Below are 16,430 nucleotides of genomic sequence, written 5' to 3'. Positions count from 1 at the left end.
GCGCAGAAAAATCGCCAGCTGGGACGTCGAAAGGCTCGCCGAGATCCTCATCGGCAAGAACGGTTAAGGCACATTAACCCGGATTCGGAGCCCTGGCGCAGACCCGGCGACGGTCCGCGGGTCTGGTCGCGCCGTCCTGCCGTGAGAAAGACGCCGCAGCCGGTCCGCCCGGGAGACGCGCGAAGGCCCGGCTGGCGGCCGCGCCGGGGCGCCCGCGGCGCCGAGCGCCGTGGCGGGATCGGGGAGGGCCTCGATGGACAACGCGTCGCCGCCCCTTGCGCGGGACGGTTCGCCTCGAACTCCGGCAGGAGGCGGCGACGCGGCCCGGAGACTACAGCGCGTCGCCGCCGCTCTCGCCCGTGCGTATGCGCACGGCGCGCTCGACCGGGGCGACGAAGATCTTGCCGTCGCCGATCAGGCCGGTGCGGGCCGCCAGTTCGATCGCCTGCAGCGCGTCCTCGGCGCGGGCGTCGTCGACGACGACCTCGAGCTTGATCTTCGGCATGAAGGTGATGACGTATTCCGCGCCGCGGTAGATTTCGGTGTGGCCCTTCTGCCGGCCGTAGCCCTTGACCTCGGTGGCCGTCATGCCGTGAACGCCGACCCGCTCGAGCGCATCGCGCACCTCTTCGAGCTTGAACGGCTTGATGACTGCAGTGATGAGCTTCATGGCTCCTCCCTTGCCGCATTCTTGCGCAATCGACGTCGCCGCTCGAAGCGCGGGCGTTCGCGGCTCAATCCCGGTTCGTCATGCACAAATTATCGGCCAAGGCAAGCCATTGGCGCCCAGGAAGCAGGCCTGCGACATTCGGTCCCGGACAGCCGGCGCCGACCGCGCGGGCGCCGGCGCCGGTCAACGCTCGCGACCGGTCGGGCTGGGGGCCGGGAGGCGCCCCGTCATGCGCGCCCGCGATCGCGGGCGCGCCGCCTAAAGCGCCTCGTCTCCAGTCTCGCCGGTGCGGACCCGCAGCGCCCGCTCCATCGGCAGGACGAAGATCTTGCCGTCGCCGATCTGCCCGGTGCGGGCGGCGGCGCGGATCGCCTCGATCGTGGCGTCGACCTCGTGGTCGGGCACCGCGAGCTCGAGGCGCACTTTCGGCATGAAGGCTGCGGTATATTCCGAGCCGCGATAGATTTCCGTGTGGCCCTTCTGCCGGCCGTAGCCGTTGGCCTCGCTGACCGTCATGCCGCGCACGCCGAGCTTGTCGAGCGCTCCCCGAACCTCTTCGAGTTTGAACGGCTTGACGATCGCCAGAATGAGTTTCATGCCGGCCCCCTTCGGGACGTGAGAAAAATCAGTGTCTCGCTAAGGCGCGACGCGCGCTTTCGCAAGCGCGGATTCGCTGATCGCCTTGCGAGGTCCGGAAAGCGCGAGGTCAGGGAAGCGCTACGTCCGGAAAGCGCGAGGTCTGGAAAGTGGTAGCGGGACCCGGACTCGAACCGGGGACCTACGGATTATGATTCCGCCGCTCTAACCGACTGAGCTATCCCGCCGCACGACGCCGTTCATCGGGCGCGAGGGCGCGCGAATAACGAGGCGCTCCTATAATGAGCGCCGGCCAGCCGTGTCAAGACGGCGATGGATGGTCTGGTCGGTCGCCATTGGCGGCCGACGATCCCGCGCCGAGGCCGACCGGGCGCGGCCCGACCGCGTTGGCGGCGCAGCCACGAGGATCGCCGCCCATCGTCGAAGGCGCGGACCACGGCGGCGAGCCTCGGCGAGCCCGCCTGCATTGACTTCGGCGCTCGAGCTTGCGATGAAACGCCCGGAGCGTGGCCGCCGTCGCGCGCCTCGGCGCGGGTGTAGCTCAATGGTAGAGCAGCAGCCTTCCAAGCTGAATACGAGGGTTCGATTCCCTTCACCCGCTCCAGTTTCGTCATAGCGCGCCGTTTCTGACAGGGATTGCCGCGCCGGCGGGTTCCGCCGACCCGGTCGATTGCGGTCACGCCGCGCCGGCGCTCGTTCGGGCGCCCCGGCCGCTCGCTTTGCAACAACAGAACCGGCCCGGGGCGCGTTCGCCGGCGCTCGCCAACTTTCGCCTCGCCGAATCGAACGCGATCGGCTAAGGGTCAAATCCCATGGCGCGGTTCATCTTCATCACCGGCGGCGTGGTTTCCTCGCTCGGCAAGGGTTTGGCGTCGGCGGCTCTCGGGGCGCTGTTGCAGGCGCGCGGCTACACGGTCCGCCTGCGCAAGCTCGATCCCTATCTCAACGTCGATCCGGGAACGATGAGTCCGACCCAGCACGGCGAGGTGTTCGTCACCGACGACGGGGCGGAGACGGATCTCGACCTCGGCCACTACGAGCGCTTCACCGGCCGCAACGCCAATCGCCAGGACAACATCACCACCGGGCGCATCTACCAGGAGCTGATCGCCCGCGAGCGGCACGGCGACTTCCTCGGCGCGACGGTGCAGGTCATTCCGCACGTCACCAACGCCATCAAGGAGTTCATTCTGGACGGCAACGAGGGCGTCGACTTCGTGCTGGTCGAGATCGGCGGCACGGTCGGCGACATCGAGGGCCTGCCGTTCTTCGAGGCGATCCGCCAGCTCGGCAACGACCTGCCGCGCGGCCACGTGGTCTACATCCACCTGACGCTGCTGCCCTGGATTCCGACCGCGGGCGAATTGAAGACCAAGCCCACCCAGCATTCGGTCAAGGAGCTGCGCTCGATCGGCATCCAGCCCCACATCCTGCTGTGCCGGTCCGACCGCGAGATCCCCCGGGAGGAGCGGCGCAAGCTCGGCCTGTTCTGCAACGTGCGCGAGAGCGCGGTGGTCGAGGCTCGCGACGCCCGGTCGATCTACGACGTGCCGGCCTTGTATCATGGCGCGGGCCTCGACCGCGAGGTGCTGGCCGCCTTCGGCATCGAGCCGGCGCCGAAGCCGAACATGCGGCGCTGGGAGCAGGTGTCGAACGCCTTCCACAACCCCGAAGGCGAGGTGACGATCGCGGTCGTGGGCAAGTACACCGGCCTCAAGGACGCCTACAAGTCGCTGATCGAGGCCCTGACCCATGGCGGCATGGCCAACCGGGTGCGGGTGAAGCTCGACTGGATCGAGAGCGAGATCTTCGAGACCGCCGACCCCGCGCCCCGTCTCGAAGGCGTGCACGGCATCCTGGTGCCCGGCGGGTTCGGATCGCGCGGCGCGGAGGGCAAGATTCTGGCGGCGCGGTTCGCGCGCGAGCGCAAGGTGCCGTATTTCGGCATCTGTTTCGGAATGCAAATGGCGGTGATCGAGGCGTGCCGGTCGCTCGCCGGCCTCGCCGACGCCAATTCCACCGAGTTCGGCCCGACGCCCGAGCCGGTCGTGGGCCTGATGACGGAGTGGATGCGCGGCAACGAACTCGAGCAGCGCGCGGCCGAGGGCGACCTCGGCGGCACGATGCGGCTCGGGGCCTTTCCGGCCGTGCTCGATGCCGGCTCGCGCATCGCGGGGATCTATGGCGCGACCCGCATCTCGGAGCGTCATCGCCACCGCTACGAGGTCAACACCGGCTATCGCGCCCGCCTCGAGGACAGGGGCATGGCGTTCGCCGGCATGTCGCCGGACGGGCTCCTGCCGGAGACGGTCGAACTCGTCGATCATCCGTGGTTCATCGGCGTCCAGTATCACCCGGAGCTGAAGTCGCGGCCGTTCGAGCCCCATCCGCTGTTTGCGAGCTTCATCGCGGCGGCCAAGGCGCAGAGCCGCCTCGTCTGATGTCTGAGCCGGTTGCGGCCTCGCACAGGCATGAGGTATGGGTCGTCCAGCGCGTGGGAAGGATGGCCGAGTGGTTTAAGGCAGCGGTCTTGAAAACCGCCGTGGGGGAAACCCCACCGTGAGTTCGAATCTCACTCCTTCCGCCAGCATATTGCGCCAAGGGCTCTGATGCGACTGTTTAAGTGGAAGCCCGCCGTCATTGCGAGCCGAAGGCGAAGCAATCCATGGCGCCGCAGCGTCCCCGGCATGGATTGCTTCGCTTCGCTCGCAATGACGGACCTCAATTCTTCGTGGCCTGAGCCCGACGGCTCCATAAGCATGCGTTCGACGTAACCCTGAAGGTCTGGCGTACTGGAAAAAGCAGACCTGCCCGCCGGTCCGCCTTGCCATCTTTTGGTCGGGAAGGAGCCGCAAGCATGCTGGCGGCGGGACGCACGCGAATCCTTGGCGCACCCTCGTGCGGTCCCGGCCGCCTTCGCCGGCGGGACCATGCCAGCCGCAAGCGGTTCGGAGAGGCGTCGCGCTGGCAGACTTGACCAGGATCATTGACCGATCGCCAGAAAGGCGCATTGCTGACGCTCACCGAGCAGGGAGGCTTGTCGATGTCGATGTCGAAGGATGCGGCGCATGCGCCCGACCCGATCAACGAGCCCCCGAAGCCGGGCCAGCCGGACCCGTTCGACGAGCCTGAGCCGCAGCCGGGGGACAAGCCGGATCCGTTCAACGAGCCGGAGCCGGGCCAGCCGGACCCGTTCGACGAGCCCGAGCCGCAGCCGGGGGACAAGCCGGACCCGTTCAACGAGCCAGAGCCGAGCCAGCCGGACCCGTTCGACGAACCCGAGCCGGGGCGGGGAGATTCGTTCGCCTAGGCCAGGATGAATTGAGGTCCGTCATTGCGAGCCGAAGGCGAAGCAATCCACGGCGCCGCAGCGTCCCGGCGTGGATTGCTTCCCCCCGGGCTCTTCGACCCGGGGGTCGCTCGCAATGACGGCGGTGTTTCCACTTGATTTCATCATGCTCTAGCCCCCCGGCTCGGGGCCGCCTTCCCGCGGCGCGTACCAGTCGAGCTTCTCGCGCAAGGTCACGACCGAGCCGATGATGACGATCGACGGGCCCTCGAGCCCGGCCGCGCGCGCCGCGGACGCGAGCGTCGCGAGCGTCGCCGCCACGACCCGCTGATTGGGCCGGGTGGCGTTGTCGACGACGGCCGCCGGCAGGTCGGGGGGCGCGCCGGCGGCGATGAACGCTTCGGTCAGCGGCTCGAGATTGCGCAAGCCCATATAGACCGCCACCGTCTGGCGCGGCTTGATCAGCGACGCCCAGTCGAGGACGATCTTCCCGTCCCGGCCGTGGCCGGTGACGAACACGCAGGCCTGGGCGTGATCGCGATGGGTCAGCGGGATGCCGGCATAGGCCGAGGCGCCGATCGCCGCCGTCACGCCGGGGCACACCTGAAACGGAATCCCGTGCTCGGCCAGCGTCTCGATCTCCTCGCCGCCGCGGCCGAACAGGAACGGGTCGCCCCCCTTGAGGCGCAGCACGCGCTTGCCTTCCCTGGCGAGGCGCACGAGCAGCGCGCTGATCTCGTCCTGCGGCAGCTCGTGATTGTCGGGGCGCTTGCCGACATAGACGCGCTCGGCCTCGCGCCGGACCAGCGTCATGATCCGGGGGTCGGCGAGGCGGTCGTAAAGGACGACGTCGGCCTTCTGCATGAGCCGGAAGGCGCGGAAGGTGACGAGGTCCGGGTCGCCCGGGCCCGCCCCGACCAGATAGACCTCGCCCCGGGGCGACGGCTGCTCGTCCGCCCAGCGTTCGATCTCGGCGGCCAGATGCGCCTCGGCGGCGGTGGTGTTTCCGGCCAGCGCCGTCTCGGCGATCGGCCCCTCGAGAACCGTCTCCCAGAAGCGGCGGCGCATCGTCTGCGTCGGGATCGCCGTCGCGACCCGGCCGCGAAAGCCGCTCATCAGTTCGGCGAGCCTGCCGTAGGCCGACGGGATCAGCGACTCCAGCCGCGCCTTCAGCATCCGCCCGAGGATGGGGGAGGCGCCGCCGGTCGAGATCGCGATCACCAGCGGGCTGCGGTCGACGATCGAGGGCATGATGAAGTCGCAGAGTTTCGGCCTGTCGGCGACGTTGACGAGCGCGCCGGCGGCGCTGGCCAGCGCCCGCGTCCGTTCGATCAGGCGTTCGTCCTCGCTGGCGACGAAGCAGAGCGAGCAGCCGGCGAAATCCTCCGCCTCCGGGTCGCGCGGCGCGTGGCGGACGTCGGGCCGGTCGCGAAGCTCGAGAAATTCGTCGCCGAGCGCGGGCGCGAACACCGTGACGAGCGCGCCGGCGCGCGCCGCCAGTTCGGCCCGCCGCGCCGCCACGACGCCGCTTCCGACCACGACGACAGTCCGGCGGCGCATGTCGAGAATGATCGGCAGGTCACGCATCAGAGTCTTTCCAACCCGGCGGCCGCCAGCGCCCCGCGGGCGCGCGAAGGCGACGAAGCGCTCGGCCCACGGCGCTTCCGGCGCGCCGCGGAGATGGCGGAACGCCGCGGCGCGCGAGCCGAGCGCGAGTCCGTCGTTGTTTCCGTCGACGCCGGCGCCGCGCCGTACCCGATAGGCGAAGTCGGGCCCGTCCGGAAGCCCCTCGATCGCGGCATGGCGAAACGCCTCCGGCCATCGGTCCGGCGCTCGCCGCCCGGACGATCGCCGCGCCGTCGGCCGCGAGCGCCGCCGCCGGTCCGATCGCGATCGTCGTCTTGCCCGACGACTTGTGCGCGGCGGAGAGAAAGACCCGCGCCACCGGTCAGGCCGCCGCCGGGAGCCGGTCGCGCTCGCGCGCGCTCCACAGCGCCCGCGCCTGCGCCTCCGCGTCGACCGGGTTTTCCGCCGCGCCGAGGGTCCGCAAGGCGATCGCCAGCGTGCCGACGACGGCCGCCTCGCCGTAGGCGTCCGCGATCTCGCCCCGCCACAGCGCCGCGAGGCGCGAAAGGTCCATCGCGTCGTCGGGCGTCTGGCGCGGCTCGGCGATCGTCGGCGGCCAGCGCTCGTCCCTGGCTTCGCCGTCGATCGCCATCATCACCTCGCAGGGCTTGGCCGGCCGGCGCTCGATTTCGCCGCCTTCGCCGCGGAAGACCGCGAGCCGGGGTTGTCCGAGGACGAGGCCCGCATCGCGGTGGATGCGCATGTAGCCGGGATGGAAGACGCCCTGAAGCATGGCGGTCGCGCCGAACGGATTGAGCATGCGCGCGAAGGTGTGGACGGGCGAGCGCAGGCCGAGGATCGGGCGCAGCTCCAGCATGGCGGCGATCGGCGGGCTCAGCGAGTCGATCGGCAGATAGGCGAAGCCGTCCGCGTACAGGCGGCGAGCCGCCTCCTCAAGGCTCGCCGAGACGGGCAAGCCGAGCGCGCGCAGGGCGGCGCCGGTATAGAGGCGCCCCTCCGTGTGGGCCTCTGCGCCGTGCATGAAGACGCGCCGGCCGTTCCGCGCGAGCGCGAGCGCCGACAGGACGAACCAGGGCGGCCGCCGGCTCTTGCCGGCATAGGACGACCAGTCGAGATCGACGCGCGGGGCGCCGGCCGGCGGCGCGAGGCGCGCCCGCGCCGCGCGGACGAAGCCGGCGATCTCCTGCGGCGTCTCCTCCTTCACCCGCAGCAGCATGAGGAAGGCGCCGAGCTGCTCGGGCAGCACGTCGCCGGCGAGGATCATCGCCATCGCCTCCTCGGCTTCGGCGACGGTCAGCGAGCGCGTGAGCGACTTGCCGCGGCCGAGGATCGCGATGAAGCGGGCGAAGGGGTGCGGCTCGCGCATCATGTCGGGCGTGTCCTTGTCGCGGCGTCCTGCGCCCGCCCCGAGGGCAGGAATGGCGTCGGCAGCCGGGCGAGCGCGATCAGAAGCATCGCGAGCGCCACGTCGCTCGCCCCCAGCGACGCTTCGCGCACGGTCGGACCACGGCGCGCGATCTGGCCGGCGAAGAACGCGCTCGAGACTTCGCAGCCGGGGAAAATGGCGAGCGGCCAGGCCTGTCCGCCGATGGAGGACTGGCGTCGTCCGCCGACGAGGAAAGGGATCGAGACGAGCATGAGCCCGCGCCGGCGTATCGGCCGCATGAGCAGGATCGCGACCGGGGCCAGCGTCCCCGCCCCGATCTGGCCGAGCCAGAAGACCAACGGACCGGCGCCGCCGCCATGCTCGGCCGAATGGAATTTGGCGAGATGCTGGACCGCGGTCAGGAACAGCACGCTGGAGGCGAACACGAGCAGGGGGCCGCTAAACTTCGCGATCATCTCGTCGTCCATCAGCTCCTCGCGCGTCTCCCGCGTCCTGGCGATCAGCACGGCGACGGTGACGGACAAACCGTAGAGAAATGAGGCGGCGATGAACAGCGGCGCCATGATCGCAGCGTCATTGAACGCGCGGGCGATGAGAAAGCCGAAAATTGAGCCGGCGCCGGTGGCGAGCGCCTGCTCGGGTTCGACCAGCGCACGACCGGAATCTTTCTCGGGGCGACCATCCACGACGTGGCGCAGGTGGTCGGCGCCGGCTACGCCGTTTCCGACGCCACGGGTGACATTGCGACGATCGTCAAGCTCTTCCGCGTCTTCGTGCTCGGCGTCGGCTGGTGGTTCTCGCCGCAGGGAGGGGACGCCCACAAGGCGAAAGGACCGGTCCCGGTGTTCGCCATCATGTTCAGGGTCTTCGTTCTGGTCAATTCGAGCAGCGGGGTCGTCCCGCCGCCGGTGAGGGCGGCGCTGGTCGAGGGGTCGCGCTGGGGTCTCCTGATCGCGATTGCGGCGCTCGGACTCAACACCTCGCTCGGCGCGATCCTGCGGGTCGGCCCGCGTCACCTGCTCGTGGTCGTCGGCGCGACAGCGGTTGCCTTCGTCATCCCGCTCGTCTGGCTGCTGGCCGTCCGGTAGCGTGACGGCCCGCGGCGCGTTCAGACGCCGGGTTCGATCGGATGATCGACGGCTCCGCCGGCCGCCGCCCAGTCCTTGAAGGCGCCGGCGTTGTAGACGCGCTCGAAGCCCAGATCCTTGAGCGCCTTGCCGGCCAGCGCCGAGCGCCCGCCGGAGGCGCAATAGACGAGGACCGTCCGGTCTCTGGCGAACCTCTTGTCGTAGTACGGACTCTCCGGGTCGGCGCGGAACTCCAGCATGCCGCGCGAAATGTGGACGGCGCCGGCGATCCTGCCGCTCTGTTCCACCTCGGGGGCGTCGCGGACGTCGACCACCAGCACGTCGCCGCCGGCGATCATCTCCCGCGTCTGCGCCGGCGTGAGCCGGGGCACGGCGGCGTTCGCGGCTTCCATCATCTGCTTGAGGCTGTTTGTCATGCGCTGTCCTCGCCGTCCGAATGCGCGCCGGCTCGCCTCCGCCGAAGCGGAGCCCGACGCCGATCACATCCTGATATCAGAATTCGTCCGAATTCCGGCGCCCGCGCTGGAGCCGGGCGATCCTTCCGGCGCGCCGGCCGCGAGGTCCGGACGGCCTAGAGTTTCGCCCCGTTCCGCGCCTCGCCGCCGGCGCGGGCTTCGGCGCCCGCGGCGCTCTCGATCTCCTCGGCGACGGCGTGGGCGAGACAGCGATAGCCGAGATCGTTCATATGCAGCCCGTCGCTCGACAGGAGGGCGAGCGCCTTCTTCAGGCCCCAACGCTTCATCATGGCGTAGCGCGACAGCACCGGCACCCGCAGGCGCTGGCCGATCTCGTCCACAATGGCGACGAAGCGCTCGTAGCGGGCGGCGTCCGGCGGCCTGGCGGCGAACTGCGGATCGATCAGCAGGAGAGGAATCCCGGCCGCCCGCACCGCCGCGACGCCGCTCTCGACGGTCGCGCGAAACTTCGACTCGTCGACTCCGACCAGCGCGTCGTTGGTTCCGACCTGCCAGATCACCAGCTCCGGCCGGGCGGCGGTCTCGAGGGCGGCCTCGAGCCGTCGCAGCGTCGTGGCCGCGACTTCGCCGCCGACGCCGGCGTTCCTGACTTCGGCGGCGGTTTTCTCGCGGGCGAGTTCGTCCGCGAGCACCGCCGGATAGGCGTGTGCGGGCGTGCTCGCGCCGACGCCCTCGGTGGAGGACGAGCCGATCGCGAGAATGTCGAGCACGCGATCGGCGCCGGCTGCGAGGTGGCCGAGCCGCGCGCCGTTCAGCTCGAGCGCCGACGTCTCGGCCGGGCACTCGTCCGCCCGCGACGGCGTGGCCGAAAAAGGGACGAGACACGCCACTGTCCCCGCGATCAGGGTCAGGCGGCGCCGAAACCAACGGCTGCGGAGGGTGGGACAGGCGTGTTTCGACACTCGATCCGGCGGGCAAGAGCAAAGAGGGCGGCGACGCCCGCAACCGTGTACGCGAGTCCGGCGATCTGCTCAATGCCGGCAGACGAATAAGGCTGCGTCGCGCCCAGAAAAGCCTGCCCCAGCGCGCTTATGACGCACCCCGCGGCGAACACCGAAAGCCCGTTGCGGCCGAGGCCCTGGATGGCCCGGCCGACGACGCTGTCGACGATGCGTTTCAGTGGCGGCGCGACGGCGACCAAATAGGCGAGGGCGGCGAAATGGGCGAGCCGCGCCAGTCCGAGGTCCTGCTTGGCGAGGTCGAGCCGCGCGGCGACGGCGTCGTGCAGGCCCGGCGCGACCCCGGCCACGCTGGTGGCGACCAGCGCCGCGATCGCGACCACGGCGAGGCTCGCCAGAACCAGGCTCGGAACCGCGCGCGGCGGACCCTTGCGCCAGACGATCGCCGACACGAGCCCGATGGTGAAGATCAGCTGCCAGGCGAAGGGATTGAAGAACCAGGTCCCGGGTTCGGGCCAGTTCGGCGGTCTGAGCCCGAAGACACGCGATGCGCCATAGACGCCGGCGGACACCGCGAGCGCGAGCCGGACGTCGCGCATTGCGAGCGCCAGCGCCAGCGGCGCCCACAGCATCAGCACGATGTAGAGCGGCAGGATGTTGAAATAGCCGAGCTGGTGGGTGAGGGCGACGAGGCCGGCGAAGCCGGCGGCGGGCGAGTCGAACACATAGGAGCGGCCGTGCGCCTCGATCAGGTCCTCGACGCCGCTCATCCAGAACGCTGCGGCGAAAATGACGAGCGCCGCGAGCGTCAGGACGAGGTGCACGCCATAGAGTTTCAGCGCGCGCTCGAAGCAACCGCGCGCCACCGCCAGCAGTCCCCGCGACGCCGCGCGCGGCGCGTACGCCATACCGACCGAGAGGCCCGAAATGAACACGAACGCCTCCGAGCTGTCGGAAAGTCCGAAATTTCTCGGTGTCACCGATTCCAGCAGGTTGCCTGGAATGTGATCGACGAGGATCGCAATCAGCACTGCGCCGCGCCAGAAATCGATGTCGCCGACCCGCTTTGCGTTCGCCATGAGACACTCATCTCAAGAACGGCGCCACCCCCGCCCGGTCTCCGTTCCAGCGGTCCGGATCCTTATCGACCAACACGGCCAAAACGCGGGCGGCCCGCAAAGGTTCATCCCCGCACGCCGCGCGCGACGATATCGGGCCGCGAACGCAGGGAGGGTATGGTCGGGCGCCGTTTCCGGCAAATCACAAATCCGAGCGCCTCGAGCCTCAGCCGGCTTCGACGAGTTTCGCCGCCTCGTCGCGCTCGAACAGATAGAGGAGCATGCGCAGGCTCCGCGCCCGCTCGCCCACGAGCCGTCCGTCGCCTTCGACGGAGACTTCCGCCTCCCGGCGCGCCCGCGCGATCAGGCCGGCGTGAACCTCGAGGCGGGCGAAGCGGAAGCCGGGCGCGCCGGCCTGGCGGGCGCCGAGCACGTCGCCCTCGCCCCTGAGGCGAAGATCCTCCTCGGCGATGCGGAAGCCGTCCTCGGTCGCGCGCAGGATCTCGATCCGCGCCTTGGCCGTTTCGCCGAGCGGCCCGCGATAGAGCAGGAGGCAGCTCGACCGGCCGGCGCCGCGGCCGACCCGGCCGCGCAGCTGATGGAGCTGCGAGAGGCCGAACCGCTCGGCGTGCTCGACGATCATGATGGTGGCCGCGGGCACGTCGACGCCGACCTCGACGACCGTGGTCGCCACCAGGATCCGGGTGTCGCCGCGCTGAAAGCGCTCCATCGCCGCGTCCTTGTCGGGTCCGGCCATTTTCCCGTGCACCAGGCCGACCGCGTCGCCGAACAGCGACCGCAGCGCCCCGGCGCGATCCTCGGCGGCGGCGACGTCCAGGGTCTCGCTCTCCTCGACCAGCGGGCAGATCCAGTAGGCGCGTGCGCCCTGCGCGAGCGCGCGCGTCAGGCCCGCGACCACCTCCTCGAGCCGCTCGATCGGCATGGCGCGGGTCTCGATCGGCTGCCGGCCCGGCGGCTTTTCGCGCAACACCGAGACGTCCATGTCGCCGAAATAGGCGAGCACCAGCGAGCGCGGTATCGGCGTCGCCGTCATCACCAGAAGGTCGGTCGCTTGTCCCTTGGCGGCGAGCGCGAGGCGCTGGCGGACGCCGAAGCGGTGCTGCTCGTCGACGACGGCGAGGCCGAGATCGGCGAAGACGACCGATTCCTGGAAGAGGGCGTGGGTGCCGACGACGATGTGAAGCGCGCCCGACGCGAGCGCCGCCAGCGTTTCCCGCCGCTCGGCGGGCCTGTCCCGCCCGGTCATCAGGGCCATCCGGAGGCCGGCCTTCCCGGCCAGCGGGGCCATCCGCTCGAAATGCTGGCGCGCCAGCACTTCCGTCGGCGCCATCATCGCCGCCTGCCGGCCGGCCTCGACGACCTCGGCCATGGCGATCAGCGCGACGACCGTCTTGCCCGAGCCGACGTCGCCCTGAAGCAGTCGGATCATGCGCTTTTCCGACCGGAGATCGGCGCGGATTTCGTCCAGCGCCTTGCGCTGCGCGTTGGTCAACGAGAAGGGCAGGGCGGCCTCGAGGCGGCGGCCGGCGAGGCCCTCGGCGACATGCGCCCGGCCGGCGCTTTCCCGCATGCGGGCGCGGATCAACAGCAGGGCGAGCTGGTTCGACAGGAGCTCGTCATAGGCGAGGCGGGTCGCCGCCCGCCCGGCCGGGTCGACGTCCTCGGGAGCGGAAGGCCGGTGCATCGCCGTCAGCGCCTCGGCGAAGCCCGGGAGCTTGAGCTTGTCGAGCGTCTCGGCGGCGACCCATTCGTCGACGCGCGGAAGACGCTTCAGCGCGCCGTCGGCCGCGCGCGCGACGGTGCGCTGATAGAGCCCCTCTGTCAGCGGGTAGACGGGCTCGACCGGCGGCAGCCGGGCGAGCTCCTCGGCGTCCATCACCTTGTCCGGATGCACGATCTGCCGCACGCCGTCGTAAAGCTCGAGCCTGCCGGAGATCCAGCGCGTCGCGCCGACCGGCAGGCGCGCCTTCACCCATTCGGGATTGGCGAGGAAGAACACCAGTTCGACGTCGCCGGTGTCGTCCTCGACCAGAACCTTGAACGGCGCGCGCGACCGGCTCTGGCCGCCGCGGTGCTCCGTGACCGTCGCCTCGAACGTGACGATCGTTCCGGGCTCGGCGTCGCGGATCTTCGGCCGGGCGCGGCGGTCGAGCGTGGCGGTCGGCAGGTGGAACAGCACGTCGAGCACGCGCGCCCCCTGCGGCCGGTCGAGCAGGCGGTCGAACAGCTTCGCGTTCTTCGGTCCGATCCCGGGGAGCGCGGCGGCGGGCGCGAACAGGGGGTCGAGCAGGGAGGGGCGCATGACGCGTTATAGCCAGGTCCGGGTTCGCGCCGAAAGTTCTCCGAGGGACTCGCCAGACGGACGCGCGCCGGCAAAACTCGAATCGCCCGCGAACGGAGGCCGCCGATGACCCCGCTGGAAACGATCCGCATGAACCCGCTTCCGTTCGCAACGCTGCTCGGACTGGAATTCGTCAGCGCGAGCGCAGCCGCCGTCACGGCGCGCATGGTCGTCCGCCCGGACCTGTGCACGCTGGGCGGGACAGCGCACGGCGGGGCGATCATGAGCCTTGCCGACACGCTCGGCGGAGCGCTCGCTTTCGTCAATCTTCCCGACGGCGGCGCGGGCACGACGACGGTCGAGAGCAAGACAAATTTCGTCGGCGCGGCGCCTGTGGGCGCGACGCTCGTGGCCACATGCGCGATGGTCCATCGCGGCCGCAGGACGCAGGTCCTGCAGACCCGGGTCGAGACCGAGGGCGGGAAACTGGTCGCGCTGGTGGTCCAGACGCAGATGACGCTGTGAGCCGTCCGGTCCCGGGCCGCCCGGGCGCGCGTGCAATCGGGAGTCGATCAGCGCCGAAGGCGCGCCCGCTTCCGCGACGCCCCGGGGACGCTCAGTCGGGACTGCGCAGCCTTGCGACGATCTTCAGGATCTGACGGCCGAGCAGGATGCGGCGGGCCGCTGCGCCATGGTGTCTGGGGGCCTGCCGGAACTGGCCGGCGGCGAGGCCCACGCCGGTGACGATACGGCCGGCCGCGGGCAGGAGAAATGTCGTTCCCGCCGACGCTGCGTCGGCGCGTTCGGTGGCGTGTACGCTGTCTTGATGACCGGCCCAGGTTTCTGCCGCCAGAGTCATGTCGCTTCCTCCCGATGTGATTTTGTGGCCGTTATAAGGAAAGCGGCGGTCGAATAGACCCGAACATGGACATTTTCGCGGCGGAACGCTCGAGGGCGGACGCGTCGCGGCGTCCGGAAGGGCGGCCCGCGCAGCCCGCGCAGGGAGGGATTGCCTCGGGCCGACCCGCGGAGCAGACTCTTGCGGATTCGCGCCGTCGGGCGGCGAAGGCCGGATGGCGTGAGAGGACCGGGAGGGAGCCATGGGCCGCAAGGCGCGCGTGCTGTCCGAGGGGCTGTATTTCGGCGAGGGGCCGCGCTGGCGGGACGGACGGCTCTGGTTCAGCGACTTCTACGCCCGGGCGGTCAAATCGGTTTCGCCCGTCGGCGACGTCCGGATCGAGATGACGCTCGACGACGACGCGCCCTCGGGCCTCGGCTGGACCCCGGACGGCGCGCTCCTGATCGTATCGATGGCGAAGCGCCAGGTGCTCGCGTGGCGCCCCGGCGGCGCGGTCACGGTCCACGCCGATCTCGGCGGCGTCGCGACGTTCATGTCCAACGACATGGTCGTCGACGCCGGCGGCGGCGCCTACGTCGGCGACTTCGGCTTCGATCTGCACGCCGAGTTGCTCAGGCGCGGCGATCCGAGCGTGTTCGCCGATCATCCCACGACCAGGCTCGCCCGCGTCGCCCCCGACGGCGCCGTCTCGGTCGCGGCCGACGCCATGCATTTTCCCAACGGAAGCGCGATCACGCCCGACGGCAGGACGCTGATCGTCGGCGAAACGCTGGCGGCGCGCCTGACGGCGTTCGACATCGGGCCGGACGGGGCGCTGTCGGGCCGGCGGGTCTGGGCGCCGACCTGGCCGCGCGCGCCGGATGGCCTCTGCCTCGACGCGGAGGGCGCCGTCTGGATCGCCAACCCGCTGGCGCACGAATGCGTGCGCATCGGCGAAGGCGGAACGGCGCTCGACATCGTCGCGACCAGCCAGAACGCCTACGCCTGCATGCTCGGCGGCAAGGACGGCCGGACGCTGTTCGTCATGACCGCGCCGACGTCGGTCCCCCGGCACGCGGCGGCCGCGCCGCGAGGGCGGATCGAGATCGCGACGGTGGACCAGCCGCACGCGGGCCGGCCGTGACGGAGGGGGCGACGCCGAACGCGACGATCACCGCTTCGCCGGCGCTGACCAGACTGGCGCTCGGCCCTTCGGCGCCGACGCTCTGACGGCTGACCTGTGCGCCCTCGATCAGAAGCACGATCGCGTCCGCCAGCAGGCCCGGCTGCGAGGCGTGCGCCGCCTCGCACAGTTTCGCCAGCCGGTCGCGCTGGCGGACCTTGAAGTCTTCGATCACCTTGAGGCCGGGATGGCCCGCCTCCGTCAGTTCGACCGTGGCGTTGGCGAGGTCGCAGCCGCGCTCGTCGCACGCGATGCGCCGGGCGGCCTCGTGGACGAAGCCGTGAAGCTGGCCGGCCGGGTCGCCCGGGCTCAACGCCTCGATCTCGGCCCAGAGTTCGTCCGCCATGCGCCCCTTGCGGTTCAGATATTCGAGGATCAGGTCGTCCTTGGAGTCGAAGTGCCGGTAGAGCGTCATCTTGTTGGTGCCGGCCGCCTCGGCGATCGCCTCGACCCCGACGCCGCGAATGCCGTGGCGATGAAAGAGATCCTGCGCGCAGGCCACGATTCGATCGCGCGGCGGCTCTTGCCGCTCGCGCGCCGGCTCTTGCCGCTCGCGCGCCGGCTCTTGGGCGACCTCGCCGCGCTCCCGTTTTGAACTTTCCTTCGTCATGGCCCTTGACTGCGATGTTACCGATCGGTATCTAGGGATCGTTACCGATCGGTAACACCCTCTCGCGGCGGAAGTCAACCGAAGACACGGGCTTAAGCCCCGACGCGAGACGTTTTGCCGCAACGCCGAAAGGAAGCGCCATGTCGCAGCGCCTCACCCCGACCCTCGACGAACTCCTCCGAGATTCGCTGATCCAGGCCGTCATGCGAGCCGACAACGTCGAGCCGCAGGCCCTGAGGACGTTGTTTTCCGAAACCGCCGGGCGCATCGCGGCCCGCCGCGAGGGCGAATCCAAAGCGGCGAGCGTCTTTTTCTCGAGGCCGCCGATCGACCGGCGCGCCCCGCCCCGCTTGCTCGCCCCGCCCTCCCGCATGAGGCCGGCGCAGGCTCCCGGCCCTTGCGGGTCGGCGATCTGCTGCTGAGCTGAAGCGGACGACGTTCAGGGA

16 protein-coding genes, 3 tRNA genes and 1 pseudogene are annotated in these 16,430 nt (G+C 70.4%); 8 read left to right on the top strand and 12 right to left on the bottom strand.

From position 1 onward, the window contains the following. Positions 1-331: 331 nt before the first annotated feature. The 3 genes from DFR50_RS26500 to DFR50_RS26490 form a co-directional block, all read right to left on the bottom strand. On the bottom strand, positions 332-670 hold the full coding sequence (locus DFR50_RS26500; RefSeq protein WP_113892421.1) for a P-II family nitrogen regulator: 339 nt from the start codon (positions 668-670) through the stop codon (positions 332-334). A 258-nt stretch (positions 671-928) separates the two neighbouring features. Continuing rightward, positions 929-1,267 (bottom strand): P-II family nitrogen regulator, encoded by a 339-nt coding sequence (locus tag DFR50_RS26495; protein ID WP_113892419.1) that lies wholly within the window; start codon positions 1,265-1,267, stop codon positions 929-931. Positions 1,268-1,417: 150 nt separating this feature from the next. Continuing rightward, positions 1,418-1,494 (bottom strand) — tRNA-Met (locus tag DFR50_RS26490). Positions 1,495-1,797: 303 nt separating this feature from the next. On the opposite strand from DFR50_RS26490, the gene DFR50_RS26485 reads away from it, so the two are divergent. The 4 genes from DFR50_RS26485 (at position 1,798) to DFR50_RS26470 (ending at position 4,577) form a co-directional block, all read left to right on the top strand. Next, a tRNA-Gly gene (locus DFR50_RS26485) sits at positions 1,798-1,871 on the top strand. 208 nt (positions 1,872-2,079) lie between these two features. Continuing rightward, positions 2,080-3,708, top strand: coding sequence for a CTP synthase (locus tag DFR50_RS26480; RefSeq protein ID WP_113892417.1), 1,629 nt, complete (start codon positions 2,080-2,082; stop codon positions 3,706-3,708). A gap of 56 nt (positions 3,709-3,764) precedes the next feature. After that, a tRNA-Ser gene (locus tag DFR50_RS26475) sits at positions 3,765-3,854 on the top strand. Between the two features lie 456 nt (positions 3,855-4,310). Then, positions 4,311-4,577, top strand: coding sequence for a hypothetical protein (locus DFR50_RS26470; protein ID WP_147262936.1), 267 nt, complete (start codon positions 4,311-4,313; stop codon positions 4,575-4,577). Positions 4,578-4,727: 150 nt separating this feature from the next. Here DFR50_RS26470 and cysG read toward each other — a convergent pair whose 3' ends face one another. From cysG to nrfD, 3 genes are all read right to left on the bottom strand, one after another. Then, the gene (gene cysG / locus DFR50_RS26465) at positions 4,728-6,143 is read right to left on the bottom strand and encodes a siroheme synthase CysG (protein ID WP_113892414.1); all 1,416 of its coding nucleotides are present in this window, start codon (positions 6,141-6,143) and stop codon (positions 4,728-4,730) included. Between the two features lie 361 nt (positions 6,144-6,504). After that, positions 6,505-7,512, bottom strand: a complete 1,008-nt coding sequence (locus DFR50_RS26460) for a glycosyl transferase family protein (RefSeq protein WP_113892412.1) — start codon at positions 7,510-7,512, stop codon at positions 6,505-6,507. After that, the gene (gene nrfD / locus DFR50_RS26455; RefSeq protein WP_170153403.1) at positions 7,509-8,216 is read right to left on the bottom strand and encodes an NrfD/PsrC family molybdoenzyme membrane anchor subunit; all 708 of its coding nucleotides are present in this window, start codon (positions 8,214-8,216) and stop codon (positions 7,509-7,511) included. Before nrfD ends, DFR50_RS26460 begins: the two co-directional genes overlap by 4 nt. A gap of 3 nt (positions 8,217-8,219) precedes the next feature. On the opposite strand from nrfD, the gene DFR50_RS32350 reads away from it, so the two are divergent. Next, a complete protein-coding gene (locus tag DFR50_RS32350; RefSeq protein ID WP_245428167.1) occupies positions 8,220-8,618 on the top strand; it encodes a putative sulfate exporter family transporter in 399 nt (132 codons plus the stop codon). A 20-nt stretch (positions 8,619-8,638) separates the two neighbouring features. Here the strand turns inward: DFR50_RS32350 and DFR50_RS26445 are convergent, their stop codons facing one another. The 4 genes from DFR50_RS26445 to recG form a co-directional block, all read right to left on the bottom strand. After that, the gene (locus DFR50_RS26445; RefSeq protein ID WP_113892408.1) at positions 8,639-9,034 is read right to left on the bottom strand and encodes a rhodanese-like domain-containing protein; all 396 of its coding nucleotides are present in this window, start codon (positions 9,032-9,034) and stop codon (positions 8,639-8,641) included. A gap of 155 nt (positions 9,035-9,189) precedes the next feature. Then, complete coding sequence (locus DFR50_RS26440; protein WP_170153402.1) at positions 9,190-9,924, bottom strand: SGNH/GDSL hydrolase family protein; 735 nt, start codon at positions 9,922-9,924, stop codon at positions 9,190-9,192. Positions 9,925-9,941: 17 nt separating this feature from the next. Beyond that, positions 9,942-11,072: an OpgC family protein gene (locus DFR50_RS26435; RefSeq protein WP_113892402.1), complete on the bottom strand. Its 1,131-nt coding sequence runs from the start codon at positions 11,070-11,072 to the stop codon at positions 9,942-9,944. 205 nt (positions 11,073-11,277) lie between these two features. Continuing rightward, on the bottom strand, positions 11,278-13,374 hold the full coding sequence (gene recG, locus DFR50_RS26430; protein WP_113892400.1) for an ATP-dependent DNA helicase RecG: 2,097 nt from the start codon (positions 13,372-13,374) through the stop codon (positions 11,278-11,280). Positions 13,375-13,479: 105 nt separating this feature from the next. Between recG and DFR50_RS26425 the strand changes: the two genes are divergently transcribed. Then, positions 13,480-13,878, top strand: a complete 399-nt coding sequence (locus DFR50_RS26425) for a PaaI family thioesterase (protein WP_113892399.1) — start codon at positions 13,480-13,482, stop codon at positions 13,876-13,878. 91 nt (positions 13,879-13,969) lie between these two features. Here the strand turns inward: DFR50_RS26425 and DFR50_RS26420 are convergent, their stop codons facing one another. Next, complete coding sequence (locus DFR50_RS26420; RefSeq protein ID WP_113892397.1) at positions 13,970-14,212, bottom strand: hypothetical protein; 243 nt, start codon at positions 14,210-14,212, stop codon at positions 13,970-13,972. A gap of 241 nt (positions 14,213-14,453) precedes the next feature. On the opposite strand from DFR50_RS26420, the gene DFR50_RS26415 reads away from it, so the two are divergent. Continuing rightward, complete coding sequence (locus DFR50_RS26415) at positions 14,454-15,335, top strand: SMP-30/gluconolactonase/LRE family protein (protein ID WP_113892395.1); 882 nt, start codon at positions 14,454-14,456, stop codon at positions 15,333-15,335. Positions 15,336-15,351: 16 nt separating this feature from the next. On the opposite strand, the pseudogene DFR50_RS26410 reads toward DFR50_RS26415, so the two are convergent. Beyond that, positions 15,352-15,984 (bottom strand): annotated as a pseudogene (locus tag DFR50_RS26410) (TetR/AcrR family transcriptional regulator); the annotation flags it as partial. A 140-nt stretch (positions 15,985-16,124) separates the two neighbouring features. Between DFR50_RS26410 and DFR50_RS26405 the strand changes: the two are divergent. Next, a complete protein-coding gene (locus tag DFR50_RS26405) occupies positions 16,125-16,406 on the top strand; it encodes a hypothetical protein (RefSeq protein WP_113892391.1) in 282 nt (93 codons plus the stop codon). The last annotated feature ends 24 nt before the right edge of the window (positions 16,407-16,430 follow it).

Origin of the sequence: Roseiarcus fermentans, assembly GCF_003315135.1 — a bacterium.
In the GTDB taxonomy this organism is placed as follows: Bacteria; Pseudomonadota; Alphaproteobacteria; order Rhizobiales; family Beijerinckiaceae; genus Roseiarcus; species Roseiarcus fermentans.
The sequence above is the reverse complement of the archived record's forward strand: the minus strand, read 5'-3'. Positions and strand labels throughout refer to the sequence as shown.